Here is a 25,513-nt window from a genome sequence, read left to right as displayed (position 1 = left end):
CAAGTATTATGGATTGAATTGAAGGTTAATGAGTTTATGTGTTGTTTTACCATCGCTGGAAATGGCAATATTGGATTTTTTTGATTCTATTTCGAATTTTGACTTTGTATCTACAATTAATGAAATGGCGCGATATCTAAATGTTTCAGGAATTTCAGGAAGTTCGATTGTAACTAAAACTTCTTTATCTTTCTGTTCGTAATTGATTTTGACTTTATCTCGTAACCAAATATACTCATATACTTCTTGCCAAGGTGCCATCCAGATGGAATCGTTTCCGGTTGAACCGTATTTGTTTGCGATTGTTGTCATGTAATATTTGAAATCGGGAAAACGCATACTTAAATTCCAAAGATCGCCATTCCCTACTCCGTGTGTAAATTCGTTGTACCAAATTGGGTTGGGTAATTTTGCCACTGAATCGAACGTTGCTAAAAAGTGATCCATGGTTTTGAAAGTAATTGTGTCTTTTGAACTTTGCACAAAAGTTCGGGCATAAATCATTTTATCAAGATTTACTTTTTGATCTACTTTGATAACTGGCCCTGCTCCTACATAGGACGCAACGGAAAAAGAACCATTGGCAAGGGCGTCTCTTTCGTATTCTAACTGATATCCGGGATCGCTTTCACCGCCTGGAACTACAAATTGCGACATGGTAAATCCTAAGTTTTTCTTTATCGAGGTTGTATTCTCTGTTACTTCGGTCAGGAAATTTGTTCCGTGTTTGGTAGCGTGATGTAAACCGTGATTTAAAATATCCCAACCTGCATCGTACATTTCTTTTACCTCATCCCAGGAGAGATGTCCTCTATTTTGTGGTGCATCGCCAATTGCTCCTCCGTTTATGGCTAAAGCTAATTTGAAAGGAATTTTATTTCCTAAACCGTCTGAATAAAAAAGTCCTTTTGAGTTTGTTCCGTCTCCGCCTTGGTCGTTTTTCCATTCGCTTATTGCGGGAGCAATTATTTTTCCTCCATTTAATAAAGGAAAAGCGGTTAGATAAGCAGATCGATAACCATCATCAAGTGTAAAACTATAGGCTAAATGTTTATTGTATTTTAAAGATGCTGTTTCAATTTTTACTTTTTGGGCTGATTTTAATTTGATTTTAAATGAAATTAAAATCGATTTGGGAGGATCTATTGGTCTACTGATATTATTTGCTGAACAGAAAAACACTCCATTAATTATGAGTAAGGCTGCTAGTAGAATTGGTTGTGGTATTTTCATTTGATAGGACTGATTTAGAGATTTTAAAGATACGTTTCTTTTACTAAATTGATCATGGTGAGGATTAATGTAATGATTTTGAAAATTTCGAAAGAATTTCTGATGAATCAAAAAAGAGAACTGATTTAAGTTCTAAATTTGTATCTCAAAATAAATTTCTATTCTAGAATTTTCCTCAAATGACACATAAAATTTTAATTATAGACGACGAAGAAAAACTGAGAAGTCTGTTGGCGCGCATTATAAAATCAGAAGGGTTTGAAGTTTTTGAAGCCAAAGATCTTAAATCAGGTTTTAAGAAACTGGAACAAACTGAGATTGATGTTGTTTTATGTGATGTAAAACTGCCTGACGGAAATGGTGTTGATTTTCTGCAAAACATAAAAGGAAGTTTTCCTTTGATTGAAGTTATTCTGTTAACTGCTTTTGGCAATATTCCGGATGGGGTTCAGGCCATGAAAAATGGTGCTTTTGATTATATTGTAAAAGGTGATGATAATGACAAAATTATTCCGCTTTTGTACAAAGCGGTTGAAAAAGCACATTTGCAGAAAAAAGTCAAACAACTTGAAAAACGTATTGGTGATAAATATTCTTTTAATACCATTATAGGAAAATCAAAAGGGATTGAACAGGTTATTGATCTTGCCAAAAAAGTAGCGAAAACTGATTCTACCGTTTTACTTACCGGAGAAACCGGAACCGGAAAAGAGGTTTTTGCACAAGCGATTCATGAAAATAGTAATCGTGTTGGTAAATCGTTCGTGGCTCTAAACTGTAGTACTTTTAGCAAGGAAATTTTAGAAAGTGAACTTTTTGGACATAAACAAGGTGCTTTTACGGGAGCCTTAAAAGATAAAAAGGGTTTTATTGAAGAAGCCAATGGCGGAACTTTATTCCTGGATGAAATTGGAGAAATGCCTATTGAACTTCAAGCCAAATTATTACGCGTTTTAGAAACCAGCGAATATATTCCGGTTGGAGATACGACTCCCAAAAAATCAAATTTCAGATTGATTGCTGCAACAAACAGGGATTTGAAAACAGAAAGCGATGAACACCGTTTTCGTTCTGACTTGTACTTTCGTTTGAATATTTTCGAAATAAAACTTCCTCCGTTAAGGGAAAGAATTAAAGATATTGCTCCGATAACTCAATATTTCGTTCAACAATTTTCTGAAAAAACGAATAAAAAGACTTTGAATGTTTCTGATGATTTTCTTCAGAAATTAGAAAATTATTCATGGCCAGGAAACATTCGCGAACTTAAAAACATTATCGAAAGATCTGTAATTTTAAGTAACGGAGATATTTTGACCGCTGATGTTTTGCCCTACGAAATGCAACATCAACCTGAAAAACCAACCAAATCAATGTCGGCTTTCTCGATGCAAAGTGTCGAAAAATTACATATTCAGAAAGTTTTAAATTATACTAAAGGTAATAAAGCCGAAACGGCAAGATTGCTTGAGATTGGTATTGCTACTTTGTATCGAAAGTTAGAAGAATATAGTATCCAATAATAATTACAATATCAATTACAATTTTTAAAGCTTCGGAGAAGCGTAATATTTATAGATTATTTATTGCCAATGATAAAAAAAGCTCCAGCGGAGCGACACCTACAATTCAAAAACATGTCGCCCCGCTGGGGCTCTGATAAATGTGGATTCATCATTTCTATAAATATTTCGCTCCTCTGGAGCTTGACAATAACATATCAAAACGAGAAAAGCTTATCAAAATGATAGGCTTTTTTTATACTTGATTTTTGGCACGAACGTGCAATCCTTTTATTGGCAGCACTTTGCCTATTATCTCTCTTTTTCGGTCTGACTTTTGGCATTAGTGGGAAGAACATAAAAATTCATCTCATGAAAAATCAAGTCACTTCAATCTACAAACAAGCGGAACGTTTTGCTGATATTACCAAAAAATCTATTATTTCAGGTAACATCGTCCGTGCAAAAAAATGTCTGGCACTTGCTGAACGCCTTTTTATTAACGGAAGTATCGAAACTAAAAACGCCATTTCTAATGTGTACGTTTTCTCGGTTTCTTCATTTATGGAGGTTCGTCACTGTAATATCTCCCACCTTTTTCCTCAAACGCTAAAAGCGGAATATATCAAGCAAGTTAATACTTCGGGAGTATAAAAAAGTTTACTCGGTTAATTGTTTATTCGGTTAATCACTAAAATTTTTAAATCTAAAATCTGAACTCTAAAACCTAAAATCATCTAATATGTTAATCACTTTTCTTTTACTCGCATTGGCCGTTGTGTTGTTTGCGATTTGTTTTAAATCAGTTGAATTTTTTGAAAAAATCTAAATCATGACTGCACTATTTATTATTTCCATCGTCGTTTTTGGCTATTTGGTTTATGTATTAATTAAACCTGAAAAATTTTAAATCATGTAAAAAATCAGATGTGAAATGTTAGATGTCTTACATCCTAATTATTTACAAATCACATTTTGCATTTTACAAAAACTCACATATTATGAACACAGAATTACTAGGCGTCATCAGTATTTTTATCGTTTCGATAATTTTAGCCATTCCAATAGGAAAATATATTGCTAAAGTTTATTTGGGAGATAAAACATTGTTTGATCCGATTTTCAATCCAATTGAAAAATTTATTTTTAAAATCAGCGGTATTAATTCGACTGAGGAAATGAACTGGAAACAACACTTAAAAGCTCTTTTAAGTATCAATATGATTTGGTTCTTTCTTTGCTTTTTTGTTTTATTATTTCAGGGATCGTTGTTTTTAAATCCTGATAACAACCCGTCAATGTCACCGGATTTGGCTTTTAATACCGCCATTTCGTTTGTTGTTAATTGTAACTTACAGCATTATTCAGGTGAAAGCGGAGTTTCTTACTTATCACAAATGTTTTTAATGTTCTTGCAATTTGTTTCTGCTGGTGTCGGTATGGCTGCTGCGGCGATGATTTTTACTGCAATGAAGGAGAGAACTACAGATAAATTGGGGAATTTCTACAACTATTTCATCAAAAGTTGTACACGTATATTATTACCACTTTCAGTAATTGTTGCTACTATTTTAGCATTCAGCGGTACTCCGATGGATTTTGATAGTAAAGATGCTATCACCACTTTGCAAGGTGATCACGTAGAAGTTTCCCGCGGACCTGCTGCTGCTTTTATTGCCATTAAACATTTAGGTACAAATGGTGGTGGATTTTTTGGAGCCAACTCAGCGCATCCATTAGAGAATCCAACTTATTTTACCAATGCTGTGGAGCTTTGGTCACAATTAATTGTTCCTTTTGCTATGATTTTTGCTTTAGGTTTTTATCTAAAGAAAAAGAAATTATCATACGTAATTTTTGGAGTAATGACGATTGGTTTCTTATTACTTGTTATTCCAACAATGATAACGGAAATGAACGGAAATCCCGCTATTGAGAAAATGGGAATTGCTCAAACAACCGGAGCTATGGAGGGAAAAGAGGTTCGGTTTGGACCTGCGGTTTCTGGTTTCTGGAGTATTGCTACAACCGTAATTTCTACAGGTTCTGTAAATAGTATGCACGATAGTTCGATGCCGGTTTCCGGAGCTATGGAATTGCTTGCCATGATGGTCAATGCGTTTTATGGCGGTTGTGGTGTTGGTATTTTGAACTTCTACATTTTCATTATTCTGGCTGTATTTATTTCCGGATTGATGGTGGGGCGAACTCCTGAATTTTTAGGAAAGAAAATCGAAGCGCGGGAAGTTAAAATTGCTGCTTTTATCGCAATCCTTCACCCTTTATTAATATTATCAGGAACAGCTTTGGCTTCTTATTTTGCTGCAAACGACACTGCAATGGGTTACTGGTTTAGCGGAAACGCAACAGGCTGGCTGAACAATCCCGGACATCACGGATTTTCTGAAATGTTATATGAATATACTTCGAGCGCTGCTAATAATGGTTCTGGTTTTGAAGGCTTGGGAGATAACAATCCGTTTTGGAATATCACTACAGGAATTGTCTTATTGTTGAGTCGTTTCATTCCTATCGTTGGGCCATTGGCAATTGCAGGATTATTGGCGAATAAAAAATACATTCCGGAAAGTGCAGGAACTTTAAAAACCGACACTTCTATTTTTGGGATAATGGTTTTTGCCGTAATCGCAATTATTGCCGCTTTATCATTCTTCCCAGCGTTGGCACTTGGACCTTTAGCGGAGTACTTTACACTAAAATAACAATTCATTTTTCTAATGCTGAACATTTTTAAACACATCGAAACATAGACATAAAAATCAAAAAAAAGGTATTCTAAAAAACTAGTTTTTACACATAGCTATGTGTTTATATGTCAAATAAAATGCCTTTATCTCAAGTAGAACCCTATGTCTCTATGTGTTTAAAATTATCAGCTTAATAAATAAAATTCAAAAAATGACAACTAATAAATCCACATCGTTGTTTGAAAGTAAGCAAGTAAAAGAAGCTTTAGTGCAATCTTTTGTGAAGCTGAATCCAAAAATGATGATCAAAAATCCGGTAATGTTTACCGTAGAAATAGGAACTGCCATTATGTTTGCTGTTTGTGTTTCTATATTAATGGGAGCAACTGACCAAGGTAGTTTTACTTATAATTTAATTGTGTTCTTAATTTTACTTGCAACACTTTTGTTTGCCAATTTCGCCGAAGCAATTGCCGAAGCAAGAGGAAAAGCACAAGCGGATAGTTTAAGAAAAACACGTGAAGAAACTCCGGCAAGACAAATTTTGCCTAACGGAGAAATTAAAAATATCAGTTCATCTGAATTGAAAAAAGGAGATATTTTCGTTTGCGAATCAGGAGATTTAATTGCAACTGATGGTGAAATTATCGAAGGTTTAGCTACAATTGACGAAAGTGCTATTACGGGAGAAAGTGCTCCGGTAATCAGGGAAGCTGGTGGTGATAAATCATCTGTAACCGGAGGTACAAAAGTATTATCTGATAAGATTAAAGTAATCGTAACCTCTGAACCTGGCGAAAGCTTTTTAGACAAAATGATTGCTTTGGTTGAAGGTGCAAGCCGTCAGAAAACACCAAACGAAATTGCCCTAACCATTTTATTAGCCGCATTTACTTTAATATTCGTGATTGTGTGCGTTACGCTAAAACCGTTTGCCGACTATGCAAATGCACCCATCACGATTGCGGCTTTTATTGCACTTTTCGTTTGTTTGATTCCAACGACAATTGGTGGTTTATTATCAGCAATTGGTATTGCAGGTATGGACAGAGCGTTGCGTGCTAACGTAATTACAAAATCAGGAAAAGCAGTTGAAACTGCCGGAGATATTGATGTATTGCTTCTAGACAAAACCGGAACAATCACAATTGGAAACCGAAAAGCAACAAATTTTTATCCTGCAAAAGGTGTTACCGAAGAAGATTTTATAAAGTCTGCTGTGTTAAGTTCACTAGCAGATGACACTCCGGAAGGGAAAAGTATCGTGGAACTGGCAGGAGCCGAAACTGCCAATAAATTATCAATTGAAGGTGCTACTTTAATCAAATTTACCGCTGAAACCAGAACTTCCGGAGTTATTTTAAAAGACGGAACTAATATTAGAAAAGGAGCTCAGGATGCTGCAAAAAATATTGCACTTCAAGCCGGAAATAATTTCCCTGAAGATACTGCTCAAAAAGTAATTGATATTTCGTCTAAAGGTGGAACGCCATTGGTTGTAATTAAAAACGATCAGGTTCAAGGTGTTATCGAATTGCAGGATATCATTAAAACAGGAATGAAAGAACGTTTTGACCGATTGAGAAAAATGGGTGTAAAAACGGTTATGGTTACTGGAGATAATCCGCTTACGGCAAAATTTATTGCGGAAGCTGCCGGTGTTGATGATTTTATTGCCGAAGCGAAACCTGAGGATAAAATGAATTACATCAAAAACGAACAAAACCTGGGTAAACTTGTTGCCATGATGGGTGACGGAACAAACGATGCTCCTGCCCTTGCGCAAGCCAATGTGGGTGTTGCGATGAACAGCGGAACTCAGGCTGCGAAAGAAGCCGGAAACATGGTCGATCTTGACAATGATCCAACGAAACTAATCGAGATTATCGAAATTGGGAAACAGCTTTTAATGACTCGAGGTACTTTAACTACTTTTTCTATTGCAAATGACGTTGCGAAATATTTTGCTATTGTTCCTGCTCTTTTTATTACTGCGATTCCTGCGCTTGAAGGATTGAATATCATGCGTTTGCATAGTCCTGAAAGTGCGATTTTATCAGCTGTAATTTTTAATGCGATCATCATTCCGATATTGATTCCGTTAGCGTTGAGAGGTGTAGATTATAAACCAATTGGTGCAAGTGCGATCCTAAAAAGAAATCTGTTGATTTATGGTTTAGGCGGATTGATTGTCCCTTTTATCGGAATTAAATTAATTGATTTACTCGTAGCTCTGTTTATGTAGCTGCTAAGGCGCTAAGTCACTAAGGTTCTGAGTTTTTCCTTAGCATCTTTTAGAAAATCAGAACCTTAAAAATAAAAAAATCTTAGAAACTTAGAGACTTAGTCTCTTAGAAACTTAAAAAAAATGAAAACAATATTTTCACTATTAAAACTTACACTGCTTACCGTAATCTTATTTGCAGTTATTTATCCTCTTGCGATTTACGGAATTGCACAATTTGCTCCTAATCACGGAAAAGGAGAAACTATTTCGGTTAACGGAAAAGTGGTTGGTTACCAAAAAATAGGTCAGAAATTCGATAAGTCAAATTATTTCTGGGGAAGACCTTCGGCTGTTGATTATAACGCGGCCGGAAGTGCCGGAAGTAACAAAGGACCAAGCAATGCTGAATACTTGGCTTTGGTTCAAAAAAGAATTGATACGTTTTTAGTTGTTCACCCATATTTGAAAAAATCTGAAATTCCTGCCGATATGGTAACGGCTTCCGGAAGTGGATTAGATCCTAACATTTCTCCACAAGGTGCTTTGATTCAGGTGAAACGTGTTGCCAAAGAAAGAAAATTGGATGAAGCTAAAGTAAAAGCTTTGGTTGAATCTAAAATTAATACGGCTGCTATGGGTCCTGAAACAGTTAATGTATTGGAATTGAATGTTGCGCTTGATCAATTGAAGTAATTTTTAAGTTACTGAGATTCTAAGTTACTAAGTTTTTCTCTTATTGCATGTCATTGCGAGGAACGAAGCAACCTCACTAACAATTATACATAAAGTTGATTTTGCAAATGTGGTTGCTTCGTTCCTCGCAATGACAAACAGAGCATGAACTTAAAATTAAAATTAAATACCTAACAGGTTTTGCAAACCTGTTAGGATAATGAATGCCCTTTTTTACCCCAAATATCCTAGCCCCGATAGTAGTGGAAATCCTTTTGTGCCGGTGTTCGGCACAAAAGATTGAAACGGATAGCGGGATTAGCTCCTAAAAAATCTACAAAAATAAATAACCTAATGAGGATAAGATTGCTTTCGCCACAGCGAACAGGTCTCTCCTCGCAACGACTAACAAAATGAAAAAAATAATACTTACCGCTTTAATTGCCTTTGGTTTTACCAATTTACACGCGCAGGAAGAAACAAAAAGTCCGTTTACATTTTCAGGATATGTAGAGACTTATTATAGTTATGATTTTGGAAAACCGGAAGATCATACGCGCCCGGGCTTTTTTTACAATTTTAATAAAAGTAATGAAGTGAATATTAATTTAGGTATGGCAAAAGTGAATTATTCGAAAGATAATATTCGTGGAAATTTTGCTTTGATGGCTGGAACTTACGCCGAATATAACATGGCGGCAGAACAAGGTTTATTGAAAAATATCTATGAAGCAAATGTGGGTGTGAAGATTTCGCAAAGCCATAATTTATGGATCGATGCGGGAATTATGCCGGCACATATAGGTTTTGAAAGTGCGATTGGAAAAGACTGCCAGACTTTGACGAGAAGCATTTTGGCTGAAAACTCGCCTTATTATGAAACGGGAGTTAAAATTGGTTACACATCTGAATCTGGAAAATGGTATTTGGCGGGAATGTACTTAAATGGATGGCAACGTATTGAGAAGGTAAAAGGTAATCAAACACCAGCTTTTGGAACGCAGATTACTTACAAACCATCGGACAAAGTGGTTTTGAACTGGAGTACTTATGTTGGAAATGAACAACCGGATATTGACAAAAAATGGCGTTATTTTAATAATTTCTACGGACAATTTAAAGTAACGGATAAAACAAATGTTACAGCTGGTTTTGATGTTGGATCGCAACAAGCGGCTAAAAACAGTAATAAATACGACACTTGGTTTTCGCCAGTTTTGATTCTGCAATATAAACCTACTGATAAAATTCAGCTTGCCGCTCGTGGCGAATATTATAGTGATGAAAAAGGTGTTATCATCGCAACTGAAACACCAAATGGTTTTAAAACTTACGGATTTTCGGCTAACTTTGATTACTTAGTTACTGATAATGTAATGTTTAGATTAGAAGCAAGAAATCTTTCCAGTAAAGATCAGATTTTCACAAAAGATAACGTTCCAACGGATACCAATACTTTTGTAACGACTTCGTTGGCGATTAGCTTTTAGAAGAATATAAGCCACAGATTGTACAGATTAAAGGGATTTTTTTTCGCCACGAATTCACTAATTTTTATTTACAAAATAGGATAAATTATAATTTGTGAATTCGTGGTAAATCAATCCACCCAAAGCCATTCAATAATCTTTTTAATCTGTGAATCCCGATAGCTATCGGGAGTGGCTAAAAAAATTAAAAAAACTTTGTGACTTAGCACCTTCACACAAACATATGAAAGAAGAAAAAGAAAATAATGCACAGCACTTTCTCGATTTAATTCAGAAATCACGAAAAGGAAAGTTTAAGGTCTATATTGGGATGAGCGCCGGTGTGGGGAAAACGTACCGGATGCTGCAGGAAGCACATTCGCTGTTGAAGAACGGAATCGATGTAAAAATTGGTTATATCGAAACGCATATGCGAAAGGAAACGCATGAACTTTTATCTGGTTTGCCCGTTATTCCGCGGCGAACCATTTTCTATAAAGGGAAAGAGCTGGAAGAACTAGATGTTCAGGCGATTATTAACCTTAGACCTGAGGTAGTAATTGTTGATGAATTAGCACACACAAATGTTGAAGGAAGCAAAAACGAAAAACGCTGGCAGGATGTTCTGGAAATTCTTGAGGCGGGAATCAACGTGATTTCGGCAGTGAATATTCAGCATATCGAGAGTTTAAATGAAGATGTAAAACGCATTACAGGAATTGATGTTCAGGAACGGATTCCGGATAATGTTTTGCGGTTGGCAGATGAAGTCGTGAATATCGATTTGACTTCTGAAGATTTGATTGCACGTTTGAAAGAAGGAAAAATTTATACTTCGGATAAAATTCAGATGGCTTTGACGAACTTTTTTAAATCGGATCAGATTTTACAATTGCGTGAATTGGCTCTGAAAGAAGTAGCAAGTCAGGTGGTTCGAAAAGTAGAAAGCGAAGTACCTAATTTGCATGCTTTAAGACATGAAAAATTGTTGGCTTGTATTAGCAGTAATGATAAAACAGCCAAAATTGTGATTCGAAAAGCAGCTCGTTTGGCGAGCTATTATAACGGAAGTTGGTATGTTTTGTATGTAGAAACACCTAAAGAAAGCAGCACTAGAATTGCATTAGACAAACAACGCCATTTGATTAATAATTTTAAGCTGGCGGTGCAATTGGGTGCAGAAGTCATTAAAATAGAAAATAAAAATATTGCCAATGCGATTTTAATGGCTGTTGAAGAAAAACATATTACAACTGTTTGCATTGGGAAACCACATTTGAATTTATTTAAAGTAATTTTGTCTACAACGATTTTCAGACGCTTGTTAAACAGCTTGTCTTTATCGAATGTAGACCTTGTTATTTTATCGTAAATTTTCTAAACCATATAAGTTATATCAGTTCATTTAAATTAGAGGCGTGAAATTTAACAGCAAAGTTCGCTGAGTTTTTTTTGCTTGAAAAGGCTTAAGGACGCAAAGCTTTTTCTTTACACGTCTTCTTATATTTTCTTATATTACTTACATGGTTCAAAAAAAATAAAATGTTTTTAAAATAAACATCATGAGAATTAAAACTAAATTGAATCTGGGAGTTGGATTATTATTTTTAATGATAATCATACTTTCGTTAGTGAGCGGATATTCTGTTTTTTTGATAAAAGCAGATACTGAGAATATTCTGAAAGCGAATTATAATACGCTTGAATATTCCAGAAATATGATTTTGTCTTTGGATGAAATTAAAATGAGTACCGATGAAAAGATTCATACTTTTAAAGAATATCTGGGAAAACAAACACAAAATGTTACTGAACCCGGGGAAAAAGAGGCTACGGCCAGTCTGGAAAAAAGCTTTTCTCTTTTAGAAAAAAATGGTTCTAATGAAGCGCTAAAAACGCAAATCAGACAGGACATTTTTGCCATCATGAAACTCAATCTCGATGCCATAAAACAGAAAAGCGATATTGCCAAACATACCGCCGAAACGGCTAATTTATGGATTGCCATTGTAGGTACTTTATGCTTTTTGATTGCTTTTAATTTACTGGTGAATTTACCCAACAATATTGCCAACCCAATTAAGGAATTAACGCAAAGTATTAAGGAAATTGCGAATAAAAATTACTCCGAACGGGTGCATTTTACCAATCATAATGAATATGGAGATCTTGCCAAATCGTTTAATACAATGGCGCAAAAACTTCAAGAATACAACAATAGTAATTTGTACAAATTATTTTTTGAGAAGAAACGACTGGAAACGCTTATCAATAATATGCACGATCCTATTATTGGACTGGACAATGAAGGTGTTATTTTATTTGTGAATGATGAAGCGCTGAAAATTATCGGAATGAAATCTGAGGATGTTATCGGGAAATCGGCTTCGACATTGGCTTTATCGAATGATTTGATTCGGTCTTTGATTTTGAAAGAAGAAACAACTGATGCTCAGAAAAAACAACCGATGAAGATTTTCGCCCACGGAAAAGAAAGTTATTTTGATAAAGAAACCATCAATATTACTATAACCCCAACGGGAGAAGAAAGGGAAATTAATATTGGTGATGTGATTATTCTGCGAAATATTACCTTATTTAAAGAACTTGATTTTGCAAAAACTAATTTTATTGCCACCGTTTCGCACGAATTAAAAACACCAATTGCGTCTATAAAACTGAGTCTTCAATTGCTACAGAATACCAAAACGGGTGATATGAATGATGATCAGAAACAATTGGTTGAAAGTATTAAAGATGATAGTCAAAGGTTATTGAAAATCACGGGCGAATTGCTTAATTTATCTCAATTAGAAACCGGAAATATTCAGTTGAATATCGAAAAAAGTAATCCGTATACTATTGTAAATTATGCGACTGAAGCGGTAAAAGTTCAGGCAGATCAAAAGCAAATTAAATTGGTTATTGATGCTGATGAAAATCTTCAAAATGTAAAAGCTGACAGTGAAAAAACAGGCTGGGTTTTGATTAATTATCTATCGAATGCGATTACGTATTCATCTGAAAAAAGTACTATTGTCATTAAATTAAAAGAAGAAAATGATCAGATTGTTTTTCAGGTAATTGATACCGGAAAAGGAATTGATGCGAGATATAAAGACAAAGTTTTTGACAAATATTTTCAGATTCCGGGAAGTCAAAAATCAGGAACGGGATTGGGATTAGCCATTAGCAAAGAATTTATCGAAGCCCAAAACGGAGTTATTGGCGTTGAAAGTAATTTGGGTTTGGGAAGTACTTTTTGGTTTTCATTAAAAGTTTAAAAAAGAGCCGTAGGTTCGAACCATATTGTAGGGCTGGATTTTAATCCAGTTCCGTTATAATGCAAAATCAACAATATGAATCGTCCCTACGGGACTTTTGCATTCTGAATACATTTTTTAACCGGATTAAAATCCGGCCCTACGATATACATCATTCAATATTGAAATTCGATTATCCCTTAGAATAAAGCAAAAATGTGTAGTCCCTACAGGACATTTTTACTGACGTTGGTTCTTTTTCTACCGACATTTAACCCCTACGGGGTACTAATATTTAATTTCTATAAATATCTCGGAGAGATTATATGTTGGTAGAAATTTTATACATGAACAATACTTTTGTCCCGTAGGGACTACACCTAATTATCTATTTAAAAATTGCGATTTTCATTTCTATTGTAAGTCTGAGCGAAGTCGAAGACCTTTAATGATATAAGTTCCTTCAACTTCGCTCAGGGTGACATTTAAATGATATAATATTTAGCCAATCTTAATACAACTATCCTATTTAAAACCAACAGATTAATATTGACTTAAGGTTAGATTAAGCCAAAAATACTTGGTTTGAACATTCGTTATTATTGCAACTTATAACAATAACGAAAGATGTTTTACAAAACGATTTCTCTGGTGTTTTTATTCGGTTTTTTGAGTGCAAATGCGCAACAAAATGATTCGATTACCAAAATTGACAGTACGTCAAGAAAACCTTTAAAATTCAATTACAAGCAATTGATTATTCCGGGAGTATTGATTGGTTATGGTGTAATTGGTATTGAAAGTGATCAGCTTTTAAGTTTTAATCATCAAATCAAAGCTGAAGTTACAGAGGATATTGACAACAAAATCACCATTGATGATTTCTCTCAATATGCTCCTGCAGCATCTGTTTATGCTTTGAATGCTTTTGGAGTGAAAGGCAAGAATAATATGCGGGATCGTTCGGTAATATTTGTGACTTCGTATGTTATTATGGCTTCAACCGTTTTGGGATTAAAGTCGCTTGTTCATGAAGAACGCCCGGACGGAAGTTCGAATAATTCTTTCCCTTCCGGACACACCGCAACTGCTTTTGCCGGAGCGGAGTTTTTATGGCAGGAATACAAAGACAAATCGATTTGGTACGGAATTGCGGGTTATGCCGTAGCAACCGGAACAGGATTATTTAGAATTTACAACAACCGTCATTGGTTAACCGATGTTGCTGCCGGAGCCGGAATCGGGATTTTGAGTACGAAACTGGCGTATTGGATGAATCCGTATATTACTAAAAAACTTTTTAAATCATCTTCTGAAAGTAAATCAACTTCTATGGTGATGCCTTTTTATAACGGGCAACAGTATGGGTTGGGTTTTGTGAAGGTTTTTTAGATTTTTTATCTGCCACAGATTCACAGATTAAAAGATTTTTTTTGAATGGCTTTGCCTAGTTTTTCTGCCACGAATTACACAAATTTACACAAATTCCATTCAAAATATAATCAAAATATAATCAAAATAATTCGTGCAAATTTGTGTAATTCGTGGCAAACAAAAATCCTTTTAATCTGTGAATCCCGATAGCTATCGGGAGTAGCAAAAAACTTTTATGTATTCGAAGTATTATTCTTAATCTCCATAACTTCTCGTTTTACTTCAAGAAGCAAATCTTTCATACTTTGAGATTCTGTCACTTCATGTCGTTTGTCGCTTCGGCCAATGCTGCATTCGTATTCCCAGATTTCAAGAATATCAGAAGCTTTCACTTCATAATTTGGATAAAAACGATTGTCTGATTCCAAAACCAAAGCATTTTTTTTGTTTTTGTTGAGACGTTTGTACACCATTCCTTCATTTTTGGTAATCAAAATATACGTTCTACCATCCATCACCTCTCCCAGCCTTTCTACATAACGACCAATAATAATCGAACCGTCTTCGTGTGGTGGCATCGAATCACCTTCTACAGGAAATCCGCGGTGTTTTCCTGGTCCTAAAAACGGAAGGGAAACTTGTTGTAAACTCTCGATATATTCCGGATCGGCATATCCGTTTAGATATCCAGCTTTGGCTTTTTGAGATACAATTTCAATATAATTCTCCCCAAAACTATCTACCTGAATAGGTAAAATGAGTCGGTTACCTTCTAGTTTTATAAGGTTCTCAATGTGTATCTTTCGTATATCGACAGACAATAGTAAATCGATACTCATATGAAAATATAAAGCAATCTGCTTTAAAATGTCATACGGTGCCTCGGAGGTTCCATCTTCGTATTTAACGTATCTTCCTCGGGTAATTCTAAGGTTTTCAGCTAATTTCTCCTGAGATATTTTATGCTTAACCCTCAATGCTCTGATGTTATCTGAAAATAAGGACATAATTAATTTGTTATAATTTGGAACAACAAATATACAAAAAAATGTTATCATCTGTACTAATTTTGTTTTATACAAAAACAAGGAGATGGCAAGGGCAATTGTACACATGGATTTGGATACTTTTTTTGTATCCTGCGAAAGGTTAACAAACTCAGAATTAGACGGAATTCCGCTAATTATTGGAGGCGGAGATCGTGGTGTTGTGGCCTCTTGTTCATATGAAGCCAGACGTTTTGGAGTACGCTCAGCAATGCCTATTCATATGGCAATGAAACTTTGTCCGCAGGCGAAAATTATTAAAGGTGATATGGAATTATATTCGCAATTGTCGCATAATGTTACGCAGGTTATTCAGGAAAAAGCACCGATAATGGAGAAAGCCAGCATCGATGAATTCTATCTTGATATTACCGGAATGGATAAATTTCACGGAAGTTATAAATGGACGGACGAATTGGCTCAATCTGTTATTAAAGAAACCGGATTACCTATTAGTTTTTCATTATCTATTAATAAAACGGTTTCTAAAATTGCAACCGGAGAAGGAAAACCAAAAGGAAATTTAGAAATTCCGGAAGGAAATGTACAAGCTTTTTTGAATCCGTTATCGATTCAGAAAATACCAATGGTGGGTAATGTAACTTTTCAGCTTTTATCGAGAATTGGTGTTCGTACGATTCAGACTTTATCTGAAATGCCTGCCGAAGTTTTACAACAAATGATTGGCAAAAACGGTCTGGATATCTGGAAAAAAGCAAACGGAATCGATCATACGCCAGTAGAACCTTATACAGAAAGAAAATCTATTTCTACCGAACATACTTTTTCTCAGGATACGATAGACATTATCATGCTAAAATCGATATTGATTGGTATGGTCGAAAAGCTGGCTTTTCAATTACGATCTGAGCAATGGCTAACTTCGACCATCACCGTTAAAATACGTTACGCCAATTTTGACACCGAAACCAAGCAATGCAAAATTGCCTACACTTCGGCAGATCATATTCTGACCAAAAATGTAATGGAACTTTTTGATAAAGTGTACCAGCGTCGTATGCGATTGCGTTTGATTGGTATTCGCTTTAGCGGATTGGTTCGCGGTACCTATCAAATTGACCTTTTTGAAGATACTGAGGAAATGCTTTCGCTTTATGCTGCTATGGACAAAATGAAAAGCCGTTATGGTTTTGATGCGGTAATGCGCTGCGCCGGAGCTTCTTTTAAACCAAATAATAAAGATGAAATTTTAAAACGTATCAAATAAATGTATCTCAACTGTCATTCTTTTCATTCACTTCGCTACGGCACAATTCCTCTTAAGGAGTTGATTAGCCAAGCCGTTTCTTGTGGTGTAAAAGCTATGGCGCTTACCGATATTAATACTGTAACGGGAATTTATGATTTTATAAGAGCTTGTGATGACAAAGGCATCAAACCTCTTGTGGGAATGGAATTTCGTTCTCAGCATCAATTTCGATATATTGGCTTAGCCAAAAATGCCGAAGGATTGGGCGAAATGAATCGTTTTTTAACGGAACATAATTTCAGCGGAGAACCTTTGCCATTACTTGCTCCCGAATTCGAGTCGGTTTTTGTGATTTATACTTTAGAAAATGCTCCGGCGGCATTGCGTGAAAATGAATTTATCGGCATTCGTCCGGATGAAGTTTTAAGGCTTCTTACTTCGGAACATAAAAATAAAATATCCAAAATGGTTGTGCTTCAATCGGTGACTTTTAGCAATAAAAGAGAATTTAATCTGCATAAAATCCTCCGTGCGATTGACACAAATATTATCTTATCGAAATTAACCGAAGCTGATTATTGCCGAACTTCGGAGAAAATGCTGTCTTTAGAATCGCTTTTACCTTATTACGAAAGTTATCCTGAAATTATAACCAACACTCAGCAAATAATCGATTCCTGCAATTTTGAATATGAATTTAAAACTCCAAAAAACAAGAAATTCTACACTGAAAATCGTCAGACAGATATTGCAAAATTAACTGAATTAGCTCTTGAAGGTTTAATATGGCGTTATGGAGAAAATCATGAAATAGCAAAAAAACGCGTAGAAAAAGAACTTAAAGTAATTGATGAATTAGAGTTTAGCGGTTATTTTTTAATTACCTGGGATATTGTTCAGGAAAGCAACAGACGCGGTTTTATGCATATTGGGAGAGGCAGTGGCGCGAATAGTATCATTGCTTATTGTTTAGGAATTACCGATATCTGCCCGATAGAACTGGACTTATATTTTGAACGTTTTTTAAATTTAAATCGAAAAAGCCCTCCCGATTTTGATATCGACTGGAGCTGGAAAGAACGCAACACAATTTTAGAATATATCTTTAAAAAATATGGAAAAGATCATGTTGCTTTTTGCGGAACCAATGTAGAATTCAAACACCGCTCTATTTTCAGGGAAGTCGGAAAAGTTTTTGGTCTTCCTAAAGAAGAACTAGACATGCTGGCCAAAAATCCGATGGCATTACACGAAACCAATTCCATCGTAAAACTGGTTCAGGAATATAGTCTCATGATGAATAAATACCCTAATCAGCGTAGTATGCACGCTTGTGGTATTATCATTTCTGAAGAACCCATTACCAATTATACGCCATTGGAAATGCCTCCAAAAGGTTTTCCTATCGTGCTTTTTGATATGCATATTGCCGAAGAAATTGGTTTCGAAAAATTCGATATTCTGAGCCAGCGTGGTATTGGCCATATTGATGACAGCGTAAAACTCATTGAGAAAAACCGCGGAATAAAGGTTGACATTCGTAATACTTCAATTTCTAAAGATGAAGCGGTATGCAATATTCATTTGGCTCAAGGCCGAACTATTGGCTGTTTTTATATCGAAAGTCCAGCGATGCGCGGATTATTACGCCGACTGAATTGTGATAATTATAAAATCCTTGTAGCAGCTTCGTCTATTATTCGTCCCGGCGTGGCACAATCCGGAATGATGAAAGAGTATATTTTTCGTCATAATAATCCGGATCAGTTTCAATATTTTCATGAGGTTTTTAAAGAACATCTTGGCGAAACCTACGGGATCATGGTGTATCAGGAAGATGTGATAAAAATTGCCCAACATTACGGCGGACTTCCGGCACCTGATGGAGATATCCTGCGTCGTGCCATGTCCGGAAAAGGACGTTCTATGGAAGCTTTACAAAAAGTAAAAGATAATTTCTTTGCTTGTTGTGCCGAAAAAGGACATCCCGAAGAGCTTAGTCAGGAAATTTACCGCCAGATTGAATCTTTTGCCGGGTTTTCGTTTTGCAAAGCGCACTCAGCTTCTTATGCTGTAGAGAGTTACCAAAGTTTATATCTTAAGATTAATTATCCTGTAGAATTTATGACAGCGGTAATTAACAATCAGGGCGGATTTTACAGAACCGAAGTGTATGTTCACGAAGCGCGTATGTCTGGAGGAACAATCCTAAATCCGTGCGTGAATAAAAGTGAATATCAAACTACCGTTTACGGAACTGATATTTATCTCGGTTTTATGCATTTGCAAAGTCTGGAATCTAAAACGGCGCATTTAATCGAATCGGATCGGGAGAAAAATGGTGATTTTCTTTCTTTAGAAGATTTCATCAATCGTATACCTATTGGAATTGAAAGCATGAAAATCCTGATTTTTATAGATGCATTTCGCTTTACAGGAAAAACCAAAAATCAGCTTTTAGTTGTTGCCAGTTTGCTTTTAAACAATTTCAAACCCGAAAACAGAAGTTTGATGCTGATGCAGGAACCTGTAAAAGAATACAAACTGCCAACTCTGGAACGTTCATTATACGAAGATGCTTTTGATGAAATCGAACTTTTAAGTTTTCCTGTATCGTGTACCGTTTTTGACTTATTGCAAACCAAATATCGTGGAGATATTATGGCGAAAGATCTCGTTTTGTATCATAAAAAACAGGTTCGTATGCTGGCTTACCTGATTGCCCGCAAACAAGTTCCTACGAAAAAAGGAAATATGTATTTCGGCACCTGGATTGATCATGAAGGTTCTTATTTTGATACGGCTCATTTTCCGGATAGTCTGGCGGAATATCCTTTTCAGGGCGGAGGTTGTTATTTGCTTTTAGGAAATGTAGAAGTCGATTATCATTTTCCCACTATAACCATTATCAAAATGGCTAAGATGCCTTTTATTCCAGATCCGCGCTATATGGATGCCAAAGATCAATATAAAACCCAACAATTAATTAAGGAAGATGTTAGCCCTACGCACAGAGAACCATATCCGCAAGGACATGAAATTAATTTGCCCCGACACCGAATGAGATTTCAAAAGACATAAACAATTGAATATAATTTTTAAACACATAGAAACATAGATTTTATGTGCAAAAAGAAAACAAAAAGAAATACATTTCTTTCACATAGCTAACTATGCGCATTTTAAATAAGTGAAACGCCTTTTTTTAAAGTAAACAAAAGCTATGTTTCTATGTGTTAAACATTTAAACGATCGAAGAAGAAATTACGTTATATAAATAAGATGAAAAAGCAAGAATACGCCATAGTAGATATCGAAACCACCGGTGGAAACGCCAGTGGCAGCCGCATTACCGAAATTGCGATCATCATTCATGACGGAGAAAACGTGATTGAACGATATGAAACGCTCGTTAATCCGGAAAAGGAAATTCCAATTTCGATTTTTGCCTTAACGGGAATTAATAACGAAATGGTAGCTAATGCGCCAATTTTTGATGATGTTTCAGAGAAAGTATTAGAAATGCTTACCGATCGGATTTTTGTCGCTCATAATGTCAATTTTGATTATTCGTTCGTTCGCCATCAACTGGAACAAGCGGGTTTTAAATGGACAGCAAGAAAGTTATGCACCGTTCGCGCGGCACGAAAAATCAGACCGGGTTTAGGATCATATAGTTTAGGAAATCTTTGCAATTCATTAGATATATCTTTAGAAAACAGGCATCGTGCTGGCGGAGACGCAGATGCTACTGCTATTTTATTTTCGAAATTACTCGAATGGGACGATGAAGGCCATATCGAAAAAATGATCAAAAACACGTCACAAGATCAGCGCTTACCGCCTAACCTTCCGCCGGAAGATTTTAATAATTTACCTGAAAAACCTGGTGTTTATTATTTTTATAATGAGGTAAAAAAAGTAATCTATGTTGGGAAAGCGGTTAATATAAAAAAACGCGTTGCTTCTCATTTTAGCGGACATAAAATTAATCCGCAAAGACAGCATTTCTTACGGGATATTTATTCGATTTCTTTTGAAGTTTGCGGCAACGAATTAATGGCGTTGCTATTAGAATGTACAGAAATCAAACATCTTTGGCCCACTTATAACAGGGCTTTAAAACGATTTGAGCCCAAATTTGGCTTGTACGAATATGAAGCCCGCAACGGATACAAATATCTGGCAATTGGCAAACTCAATAAATTTCAGTCATGCATTGAGCATTTTAGTAGTTTACATGAGGCAACAAACATACTGCGGGGTCTGGCAGAACGATTTGAAATTGATTATAGATTTTGCAAATATTCAAAACCTCAGGAAGGAGAAATGTTTCAAAATAAAGATATAACAGATTTGCCGGATGTTTCCCTTCACAATGAGCAAGTCGACAATGCAATTGATTTTTTATTAAACAACAGACCCACTTTTGCCATTATAGAAAAAGGAAGAACAGCACACGAACGAAGCTGTATCTGGATAGAAAATGGTCATTTTTATGGTATGGGATATATTCCGCTAGATGTTTCAATTAAAGATCCCTTAGAAATAAAAAATTATGCTACGCCGTATAAAAGCAATCAATACATCGTGCAGTTAATTTTTGCTTACGCAGAAAAAAACCCACGTAAAGTATTCTTTAACAAACAGTTTCTAAAATAAAAACATGATTTTGTGTAAATATAAAGGCGCAAAAAGCTGTAAATTTAATGGTACAACAAATTAAATCTACTATGAAAATAGCAACTTATAACGTAAACGGAGTCAACGGACGCTTGAACGTATTACTGAAATGGCTTGAAGAAGCTACTCCGGATATCGTTTGTCTGCAGGAATTAAAAGCGCCTCAGGATAAATTTCCAATTAAAGAAATTAATGATGCGGGATATAATGCCATTTGGCACGGACAAAAGCAGTGGAATGGTGTTGCGATTCTCGCCCGTAATATGGATATCGAAGAAGTAACGCGCGTTCTTCCGGGCGATGATGAAGATGTTCAAAGTCGTTATCTCGAAGCTTTAATTAACGGAATCGTGATTGGATGTCTTTATCTCCCAAACGGAAATCCTGCACCGGGACCAAAATTAGAATATAAACTAAAATGGTTTGAACGTTTTACTGATCGTGCAGCAACATTATTAAGTTTAAAAGTTCCGGTAGTATTGGTTGGAGATTATAATGTAATGCCAACAGAACTGGATGTTTATAAACCTGAAAAATGGGTCAACGATGCCCTTTTCAGACCCGAAGTACGAAAAGCTTTTAAGGATATTGTAGCACAAGGCTGGACAGATGCGATTCGTACTTTATATCCTGATGAGAAAATTTACACCTTTTGGGATTATTTTAGAAATGCTTACGAGCGAAACGCAGGCCTACGAATTGATCATTTTTTACTGAGCCCCCAAATAGCCAAAAAACTACTTTCCGGAGGAGTTGACCGCCATGTGCGGGGATGGGAAAAAACAAGCGACCATGCTCCGGTATGGATTGAAATTGACACAAAATAATCGAACAATGACACTATTTAGCGATACTGAATTATTTGCCACTGGTTTAGCAGGAAAAAAGGTATTTGACCTGCCTGATGCAGAGCTTATTTTGATCGATAATTTCTTCACCAAAGAAGAATCTGATCGTTTTTATGAAAGAATACTTCATCAAACCAAATGGAGAGAATATGAAATGGAAATGTATGACAAAATTGTTACGGCTCCCCGTATGATTTCCTGGTATGAAGATAAAGACAATGTTGGCGCAGATCAAAACGGTCCTAACTGGACTTATGAATTGCTGACGATTAGAGGCAGAGTCGAAAGAGAAACTCAGCTTGAATTTAATAGTTTGCTGCTCAATTTATATCGAGACGGCAATGATGGCGTATCGTGGCACAGCGACAAAGAACACAATTCTGGCCCCAACCCTGTTATTGCTTCGGTAACTTTTGGAGAAACAAGAATGTTCAGGCTTCGACATAAATTTCGCAAGGAAATTCCGCAAGTAGAGATTCCTTTACACCACGGATCTTTTTTATTAATGGCAGGAACAACCAATAGTTTTTGGCAACATCAAGTTCCTAAAACCGCCAAAAATGTATTACCCAGAATTAATTTAACCTTTAGAAGAACTAAACGAAGTGAATGATTATAAATCTCTCAAAATGAGTTTTTTTTCATTACAAAACGACGAGGAAAATTCCTCCTCTAAAAGTTAAAATACTCAGTACATGAACCTTTTATTAGGCAGAACCTATCTTTTTTACTACTTTTGCAACCTTTTTTTATATATACATTACCACAATGGCTTATTCGAACAATGATTTATTGCGTTTTTTAGATGCGCAAAACAAACTTTATCTTACTGCTCTTTCTGAAATCAAAAAAGGCAAAAAAGAAACACACTGGATGTGGTTCATTTTTCCTCAGATTAAAGGATTAGGCAAGAGCGATACTGCAAATTATTATGCCATTAACGATCTAAAAGAAGCAACCGAATTCCTTGAACATCCAATTCTGGGAAAACATCTTATCGAAATTTCTGAGCTGTTTTTAACTTTCAGACGCAAATCAGCCGACGGAATTTTAGGCGATCTAGATGCGCGTAAATTACGCTCTTCTATGACGTTGTTTTCTCTTGTAGAAAAAACAAATCCAGTATTTCAGGAAGTATTAGATGCTTTTTTCTCAGGAGAATCGGATCCTCTTACCTTGTCTATTATTAATTCATCTATAAAATCTTCTCTTGAAACTGAAATGGCATAATTGCCACTAACATTCATTAGATTATTACATTTAAAGACACTACATTTTTTGCTTTTTGCAAATGGTAGTGTTTTTTTTTGGCCCACAGATTTTACGGATGAAACGGGTTTGCACCGATTTTTTATTACTCAAAATAAACCATAAAAAAATGCCTTGCTAAAACAAGGCATTTATATTTTGAAATAAAATCAAAGTAAAAAAAAGAAAACCTGCGTTAATCCGTTTCATCCGTACAACCCACGGGCAAATTCACGCCGTTTTTAAACTTAGAACCTTAGTATCTCAGCACCTTAGTCCCTCTTTTTTTAAACTTCTTTCGGTTTTGTTAAGTAATACACCGGAATTCCTGTTAGCATAATCAAAACTCCCCAACCACAAGTCGAGAACTTTGTAATTAATAACGAAATACAAATCGCACTCGCAATCACGATGTACAATAATGGTAAAAACGGATATCCAAAAGCTTTATAAGGTCTCTCTACATCCGGCATTTTTTTACGTAAAATAAAAATTCCGTAGATCGTTAAAATATAGAAAATCAATACAATGATAATTACAAAATCTAATAAATCTCCATACTTCCCTGTCAGACACAAAGCCGAAGCCCATATACATTGCGCCCATAAAGCCCAGGCCGGAACACTCGACTTATTTAAAACAGCCGCTTTTTTAAAGAATAAACCATCCGTTGCCATCGTATAATATACTCTCGCACCCGCCATGATTAATCCGTTATTACAAGCAAAAGTCGAAATCATAATCATGATCGCAATAATCAACGTTCCTATATTACCAAAGATATATTGCGAAGCTACAACTGCCACCCTATCCGATTTTGCTGTTGCAATTTCGTCTAACGGAATAACCGCCAAATACATCAAATTCGTCAAAACATAAATAATTGTAACAATAAAAGTTCCTAAAAACAAACTGAAACCTACGTTACGCTTCGGGTTTTTAATCTCTCCTGCAATAAACGTCACACCATTCCAGGCATCACTAGAAAATAAAGAGCCAACCATTGCAGCCGAAATTCCGCTAATCAAAGCCGTTCCGCTAATAGGCAGCCATGATCCGGTATCTTTATTAAACGAACGTGTTGTCCAGGCATCCGCCCAGTTTGCATCCCAAACCGAAGCTTTTGCAGCCAATGTAAGTCCGAAAACGATCAAACCCAACAACGACAAAATCTTGATAATCGTTAAAACCGTTTGTAAAATTTTTCCGTTTTTAACACCACGGCTATTAATAAAAGTCAGCAAAACAATCGTAAATATCGAAACAATCTGAGCCGCATTCAGCTTAAAAGCCCCCAGCTCATATATAATATTTTCGTCGCTCAAAGGCTCATAAAGATAAGCCGCAAACTTCGAAAAAGCCACCCCAACGGCAGCGATAGTTCCGGTCTGAATTACCGCAAAAAAGCTCCAGCCGTACAAAAAGGCAATTAATTTGTTATACGCTTCTTTCAGGTAAACGTACTGTCCACCCGCTTTTGGGAACATCGCACTCAGCTCGCCATAACTCACAGCGGCAATAATTGTAATCAATCCTGAGATCAGCCAAATCAGTGTTAGCCATCCCGCCGAACCCACTTGTCTGGCAATATCGGCACTTACGATAAATATACCAGATCCTATCATAGACCCTACCACAAGCATGGTTCCGTCTAATAATCCGAGTTCTCTTTTAAAATGTTCCTGGTCGTTTTCTTGCATTGTTTTTGGTTTTTTGGGTTGGTTAAAGATATACTTTTTTCTGAAATTCTGGATTTTAGATCATCGATTTTAGATTCTTATAAAAACACTCATTCTGAACCATCATCTAACCCCAAAATTGCCAAATTTTAAATCTAAAAATTCTAAAAATCCAACAATTTAAAATCTAAAATCTAAAATAATTTTGGCGTGTCCCTCCGGGGCTCCCGATAGCTATCGGGATTCGGCTATATCTTTTGTTCCGTTTCTCTTCACAAAAGGATACCGCCTCTATCCCTCACGCGAGTTTTGTTTTCATAAGATCTTTTTTGAATAAAAAATACGTTTACG

At 35.8% G+C, this 25,513-nt stretch carries 19 protein-coding genes; 16 read left to right on the top strand and 3 right to left on the bottom strand.

Annotated features, from left to right (window positions below; genetic code table 11):
- Positions 1-6 precede the first annotated feature (6 nt).
- Positions 7-1,233, bottom strand: a complete 1,227-nt coding sequence (locus tag L0669_RS10415) for a polysaccharide deacetylase family protein (protein WP_263763267.1) — start codon at positions 1,231-1,233, stop codon at positions 7-9.
- Positions 1,234-1,412: 179 nt separating this feature from the next.
- On the opposite strand from L0669_RS10415, the gene L0669_RS10410 reads away from it, so the two are divergent.
- The 10 genes from L0669_RS10410 to L0669_RS10365 all read left to right on the top strand — a co-directional run bounded on the left by L0669_RS10410 (position 1,413) and on the right by L0669_RS10365 (position 14,466).
- The gene (locus tag L0669_RS10410; protein WP_263763265.1) at positions 1,413-2,756 is read left to right on the top strand and encodes a sigma-54-dependent transcriptional regulator; all 1,344 of its coding nucleotides are present in this window, start codon (positions 1,413-1,415) and stop codon (positions 2,754-2,756) included.
- A 351-nt stretch (positions 2,757-3,107) separates the two neighbouring features.
- Positions 3,108-3,389 (top strand): DUF7674 family protein, encoded by a 282-nt coding sequence (locus L0669_RS10405; RefSeq protein ID WP_055094560.1) that lies wholly within the window; start codon positions 3,108-3,110, stop codon positions 3,387-3,389.
- 178 nt (positions 3,390-3,567) lie between these two features.
- Positions 3,568-3,645 carry a K(+)-transporting ATPase subunit F gene (gene kdpF, locus L0669_RS10400; RefSeq protein WP_263763932.1) on the top strand — a complete coding sequence of 26 codons (78 nt, stop codon included), beginning with the start codon at positions 3,568-3,570 and terminating at the stop codon, positions 3,643-3,645.
- Positions 3,646-3,736: 91 nt separating this feature from the next.
- The gene (gene kdpA / locus L0669_RS10395; RefSeq protein WP_263763263.1) at positions 3,737-5,458 is read left to right on the top strand and encodes a potassium-transporting ATPase subunit KdpA; all 1,722 of its coding nucleotides are present in this window, start codon (positions 3,737-3,739) and stop codon (positions 5,456-5,458) included.
- A gap of 196 nt (positions 5,459-5,654) precedes the next feature.
- Positions 5,655-7,688: a potassium-transporting ATPase subunit KdpB gene (gene kdpB, locus L0669_RS10390; RefSeq protein ID WP_263763261.1), complete on the top strand. Its 2,034-nt coding sequence runs from the start codon at positions 5,655-5,657 to the stop codon at positions 7,686-7,688.
- A gap of 123 nt (positions 7,689-7,811) precedes the next feature.
- On the top strand, positions 7,812-8,363 hold the full coding sequence (locus tag L0669_RS10385) for a K(+)-transporting ATPase subunit C (protein WP_263763259.1): 552 nt from the start codon (positions 7,812-7,814) through the stop codon (positions 8,361-8,363).
- Positions 8,364-8,755: 392 nt separating this feature from the next.
- Positions 8,756-9,832 carry a porin gene (locus L0669_RS10380; RefSeq protein WP_263763258.1) on the top strand — a complete coding sequence of 359 codons (1,077 nt, stop codon included), beginning with the start codon at positions 8,756-8,758 and terminating at the stop codon, positions 9,830-9,832.
- A 223-nt stretch (positions 9,833-10,055) separates the two neighbouring features.
- Positions 10,056-11,183 carry a sensor protein KdpD gene (locus L0669_RS10375; protein WP_263763256.1) on the top strand — a complete coding sequence of 376 codons (1,128 nt, stop codon included), beginning with the start codon at positions 10,056-10,058 and terminating at the stop codon, positions 11,181-11,183.
- A 190-nt stretch (positions 11,184-11,373) separates the two neighbouring features.
- Positions 11,374-13,095, top strand: coding sequence for a sensor histidine kinase (locus L0669_RS10370; RefSeq protein WP_263763254.1), 1,722 nt, complete (start codon positions 11,374-11,376; stop codon positions 13,093-13,095).
- Positions 13,096-13,701: 606 nt separating this feature from the next.
- Positions 13,702-14,466: a phosphatase PAP2 family protein gene (locus L0669_RS10365; protein ID WP_263763252.1), complete on the top strand. Its 765-nt coding sequence runs from the start codon at positions 13,702-13,704 to the stop codon at positions 14,464-14,466.
- A gap of 215 nt (positions 14,467-14,681) precedes the next feature.
- On the opposite strand, the gene L0669_RS10360 is transcribed toward L0669_RS10365, so the two are convergent.
- Entirely contained in the window at positions 14,682-15,455 is a 774-nt protein-coding gene (locus tag L0669_RS10360; RefSeq protein WP_041517349.1) for an XRE family transcriptional regulator, read from the bottom strand.
- 85 nt (positions 15,456-15,540) lie between these two features.
- Here L0669_RS10360 and dinB point away from each other — a divergent pair, with 85 nt between their 5' ends.
- The 6 genes from dinB to L0669_RS10330 all read left to right on the top strand — a co-directional run bounded on the left by dinB (position 15,541) and on the right by L0669_RS10330 (position 23,465).
- Positions 15,541-16,722, top strand: coding sequence for a DNA polymerase IV (gene dinB / locus L0669_RS10355; protein WP_263763250.1), 1,182 nt, complete (start codon positions 15,541-15,543; stop codon positions 16,720-16,722).
- Positions 16,723-19,785, top strand: a complete 3,063-nt coding sequence (locus L0669_RS10350) for a DNA polymerase III subunit alpha (protein ID WP_263763247.1) — start codon at positions 16,723-16,725, stop codon at positions 19,783-19,785. It abuts the gene before it with no gap.
- Positions 19,786-19,986: 201 nt separating this feature from the next.
- Complete coding sequence (locus L0669_RS10345; protein ID WP_263763245.1) at positions 19,987-21,366, top strand: exonuclease domain-containing protein; 1,380 nt, start codon at positions 19,987-19,989, stop codon at positions 21,364-21,366.
- 71 nt (positions 21,367-21,437) lie between these two features.
- Positions 21,438-22,214 carry an exodeoxyribonuclease III gene (gene xth / locus L0669_RS10340; RefSeq protein WP_263763243.1) on the top strand — a complete coding sequence of 259 codons (777 nt, stop codon included), beginning with the start codon at positions 21,438-21,440 and terminating at the stop codon, positions 22,212-22,214.
- 7 nt (positions 22,215-22,221) lie between these two features.
- Positions 22,222-22,848, top strand: coding sequence for an alpha-ketoglutarate-dependent dioxygenase AlkB family protein (locus L0669_RS10335; RefSeq protein ID WP_173969277.1), 627 nt, complete (start codon positions 22,222-22,224; stop codon positions 22,846-22,848).
- Between the two features lie 155 nt (positions 22,849-23,003).
- Positions 23,004-23,465: a DUF1810 domain-containing protein gene (locus L0669_RS10330; RefSeq protein ID WP_263763241.1), complete on the top strand. Its 462-nt coding sequence runs from the start codon at positions 23,004-23,006 to the stop codon at positions 23,463-23,465.
- Positions 23,466-23,770: 305 nt separating this feature from the next.
- On the opposite strand, the gene L0669_RS10325 is transcribed toward L0669_RS10330, so the two are convergent.
- Positions 23,771-25,183: an APC family permease gene (locus tag L0669_RS10325; protein ID WP_263763239.1), complete on the bottom strand. Its 1,413-nt coding sequence runs from the start codon at positions 25,181-25,183 to the stop codon at positions 23,771-23,773.
- Between the last annotated feature and the right edge of the window lie 330 nt (positions 25,184-25,513).

The organism is Flavobacterium bizetiae (genome assembly GCF_024271895.1).
In the GTDB taxonomy this organism is placed as follows: domain Bacteria; phylum Bacteroidota; class Bacteroidia; order Flavobacteriales; family Flavobacteriaceae; genus Flavobacterium; species Flavobacterium bizetiae.
Note: the sequence above shows the minus strand (reverse complement) of the source record. Positions and strands in the feature narration are given on the sequence as shown.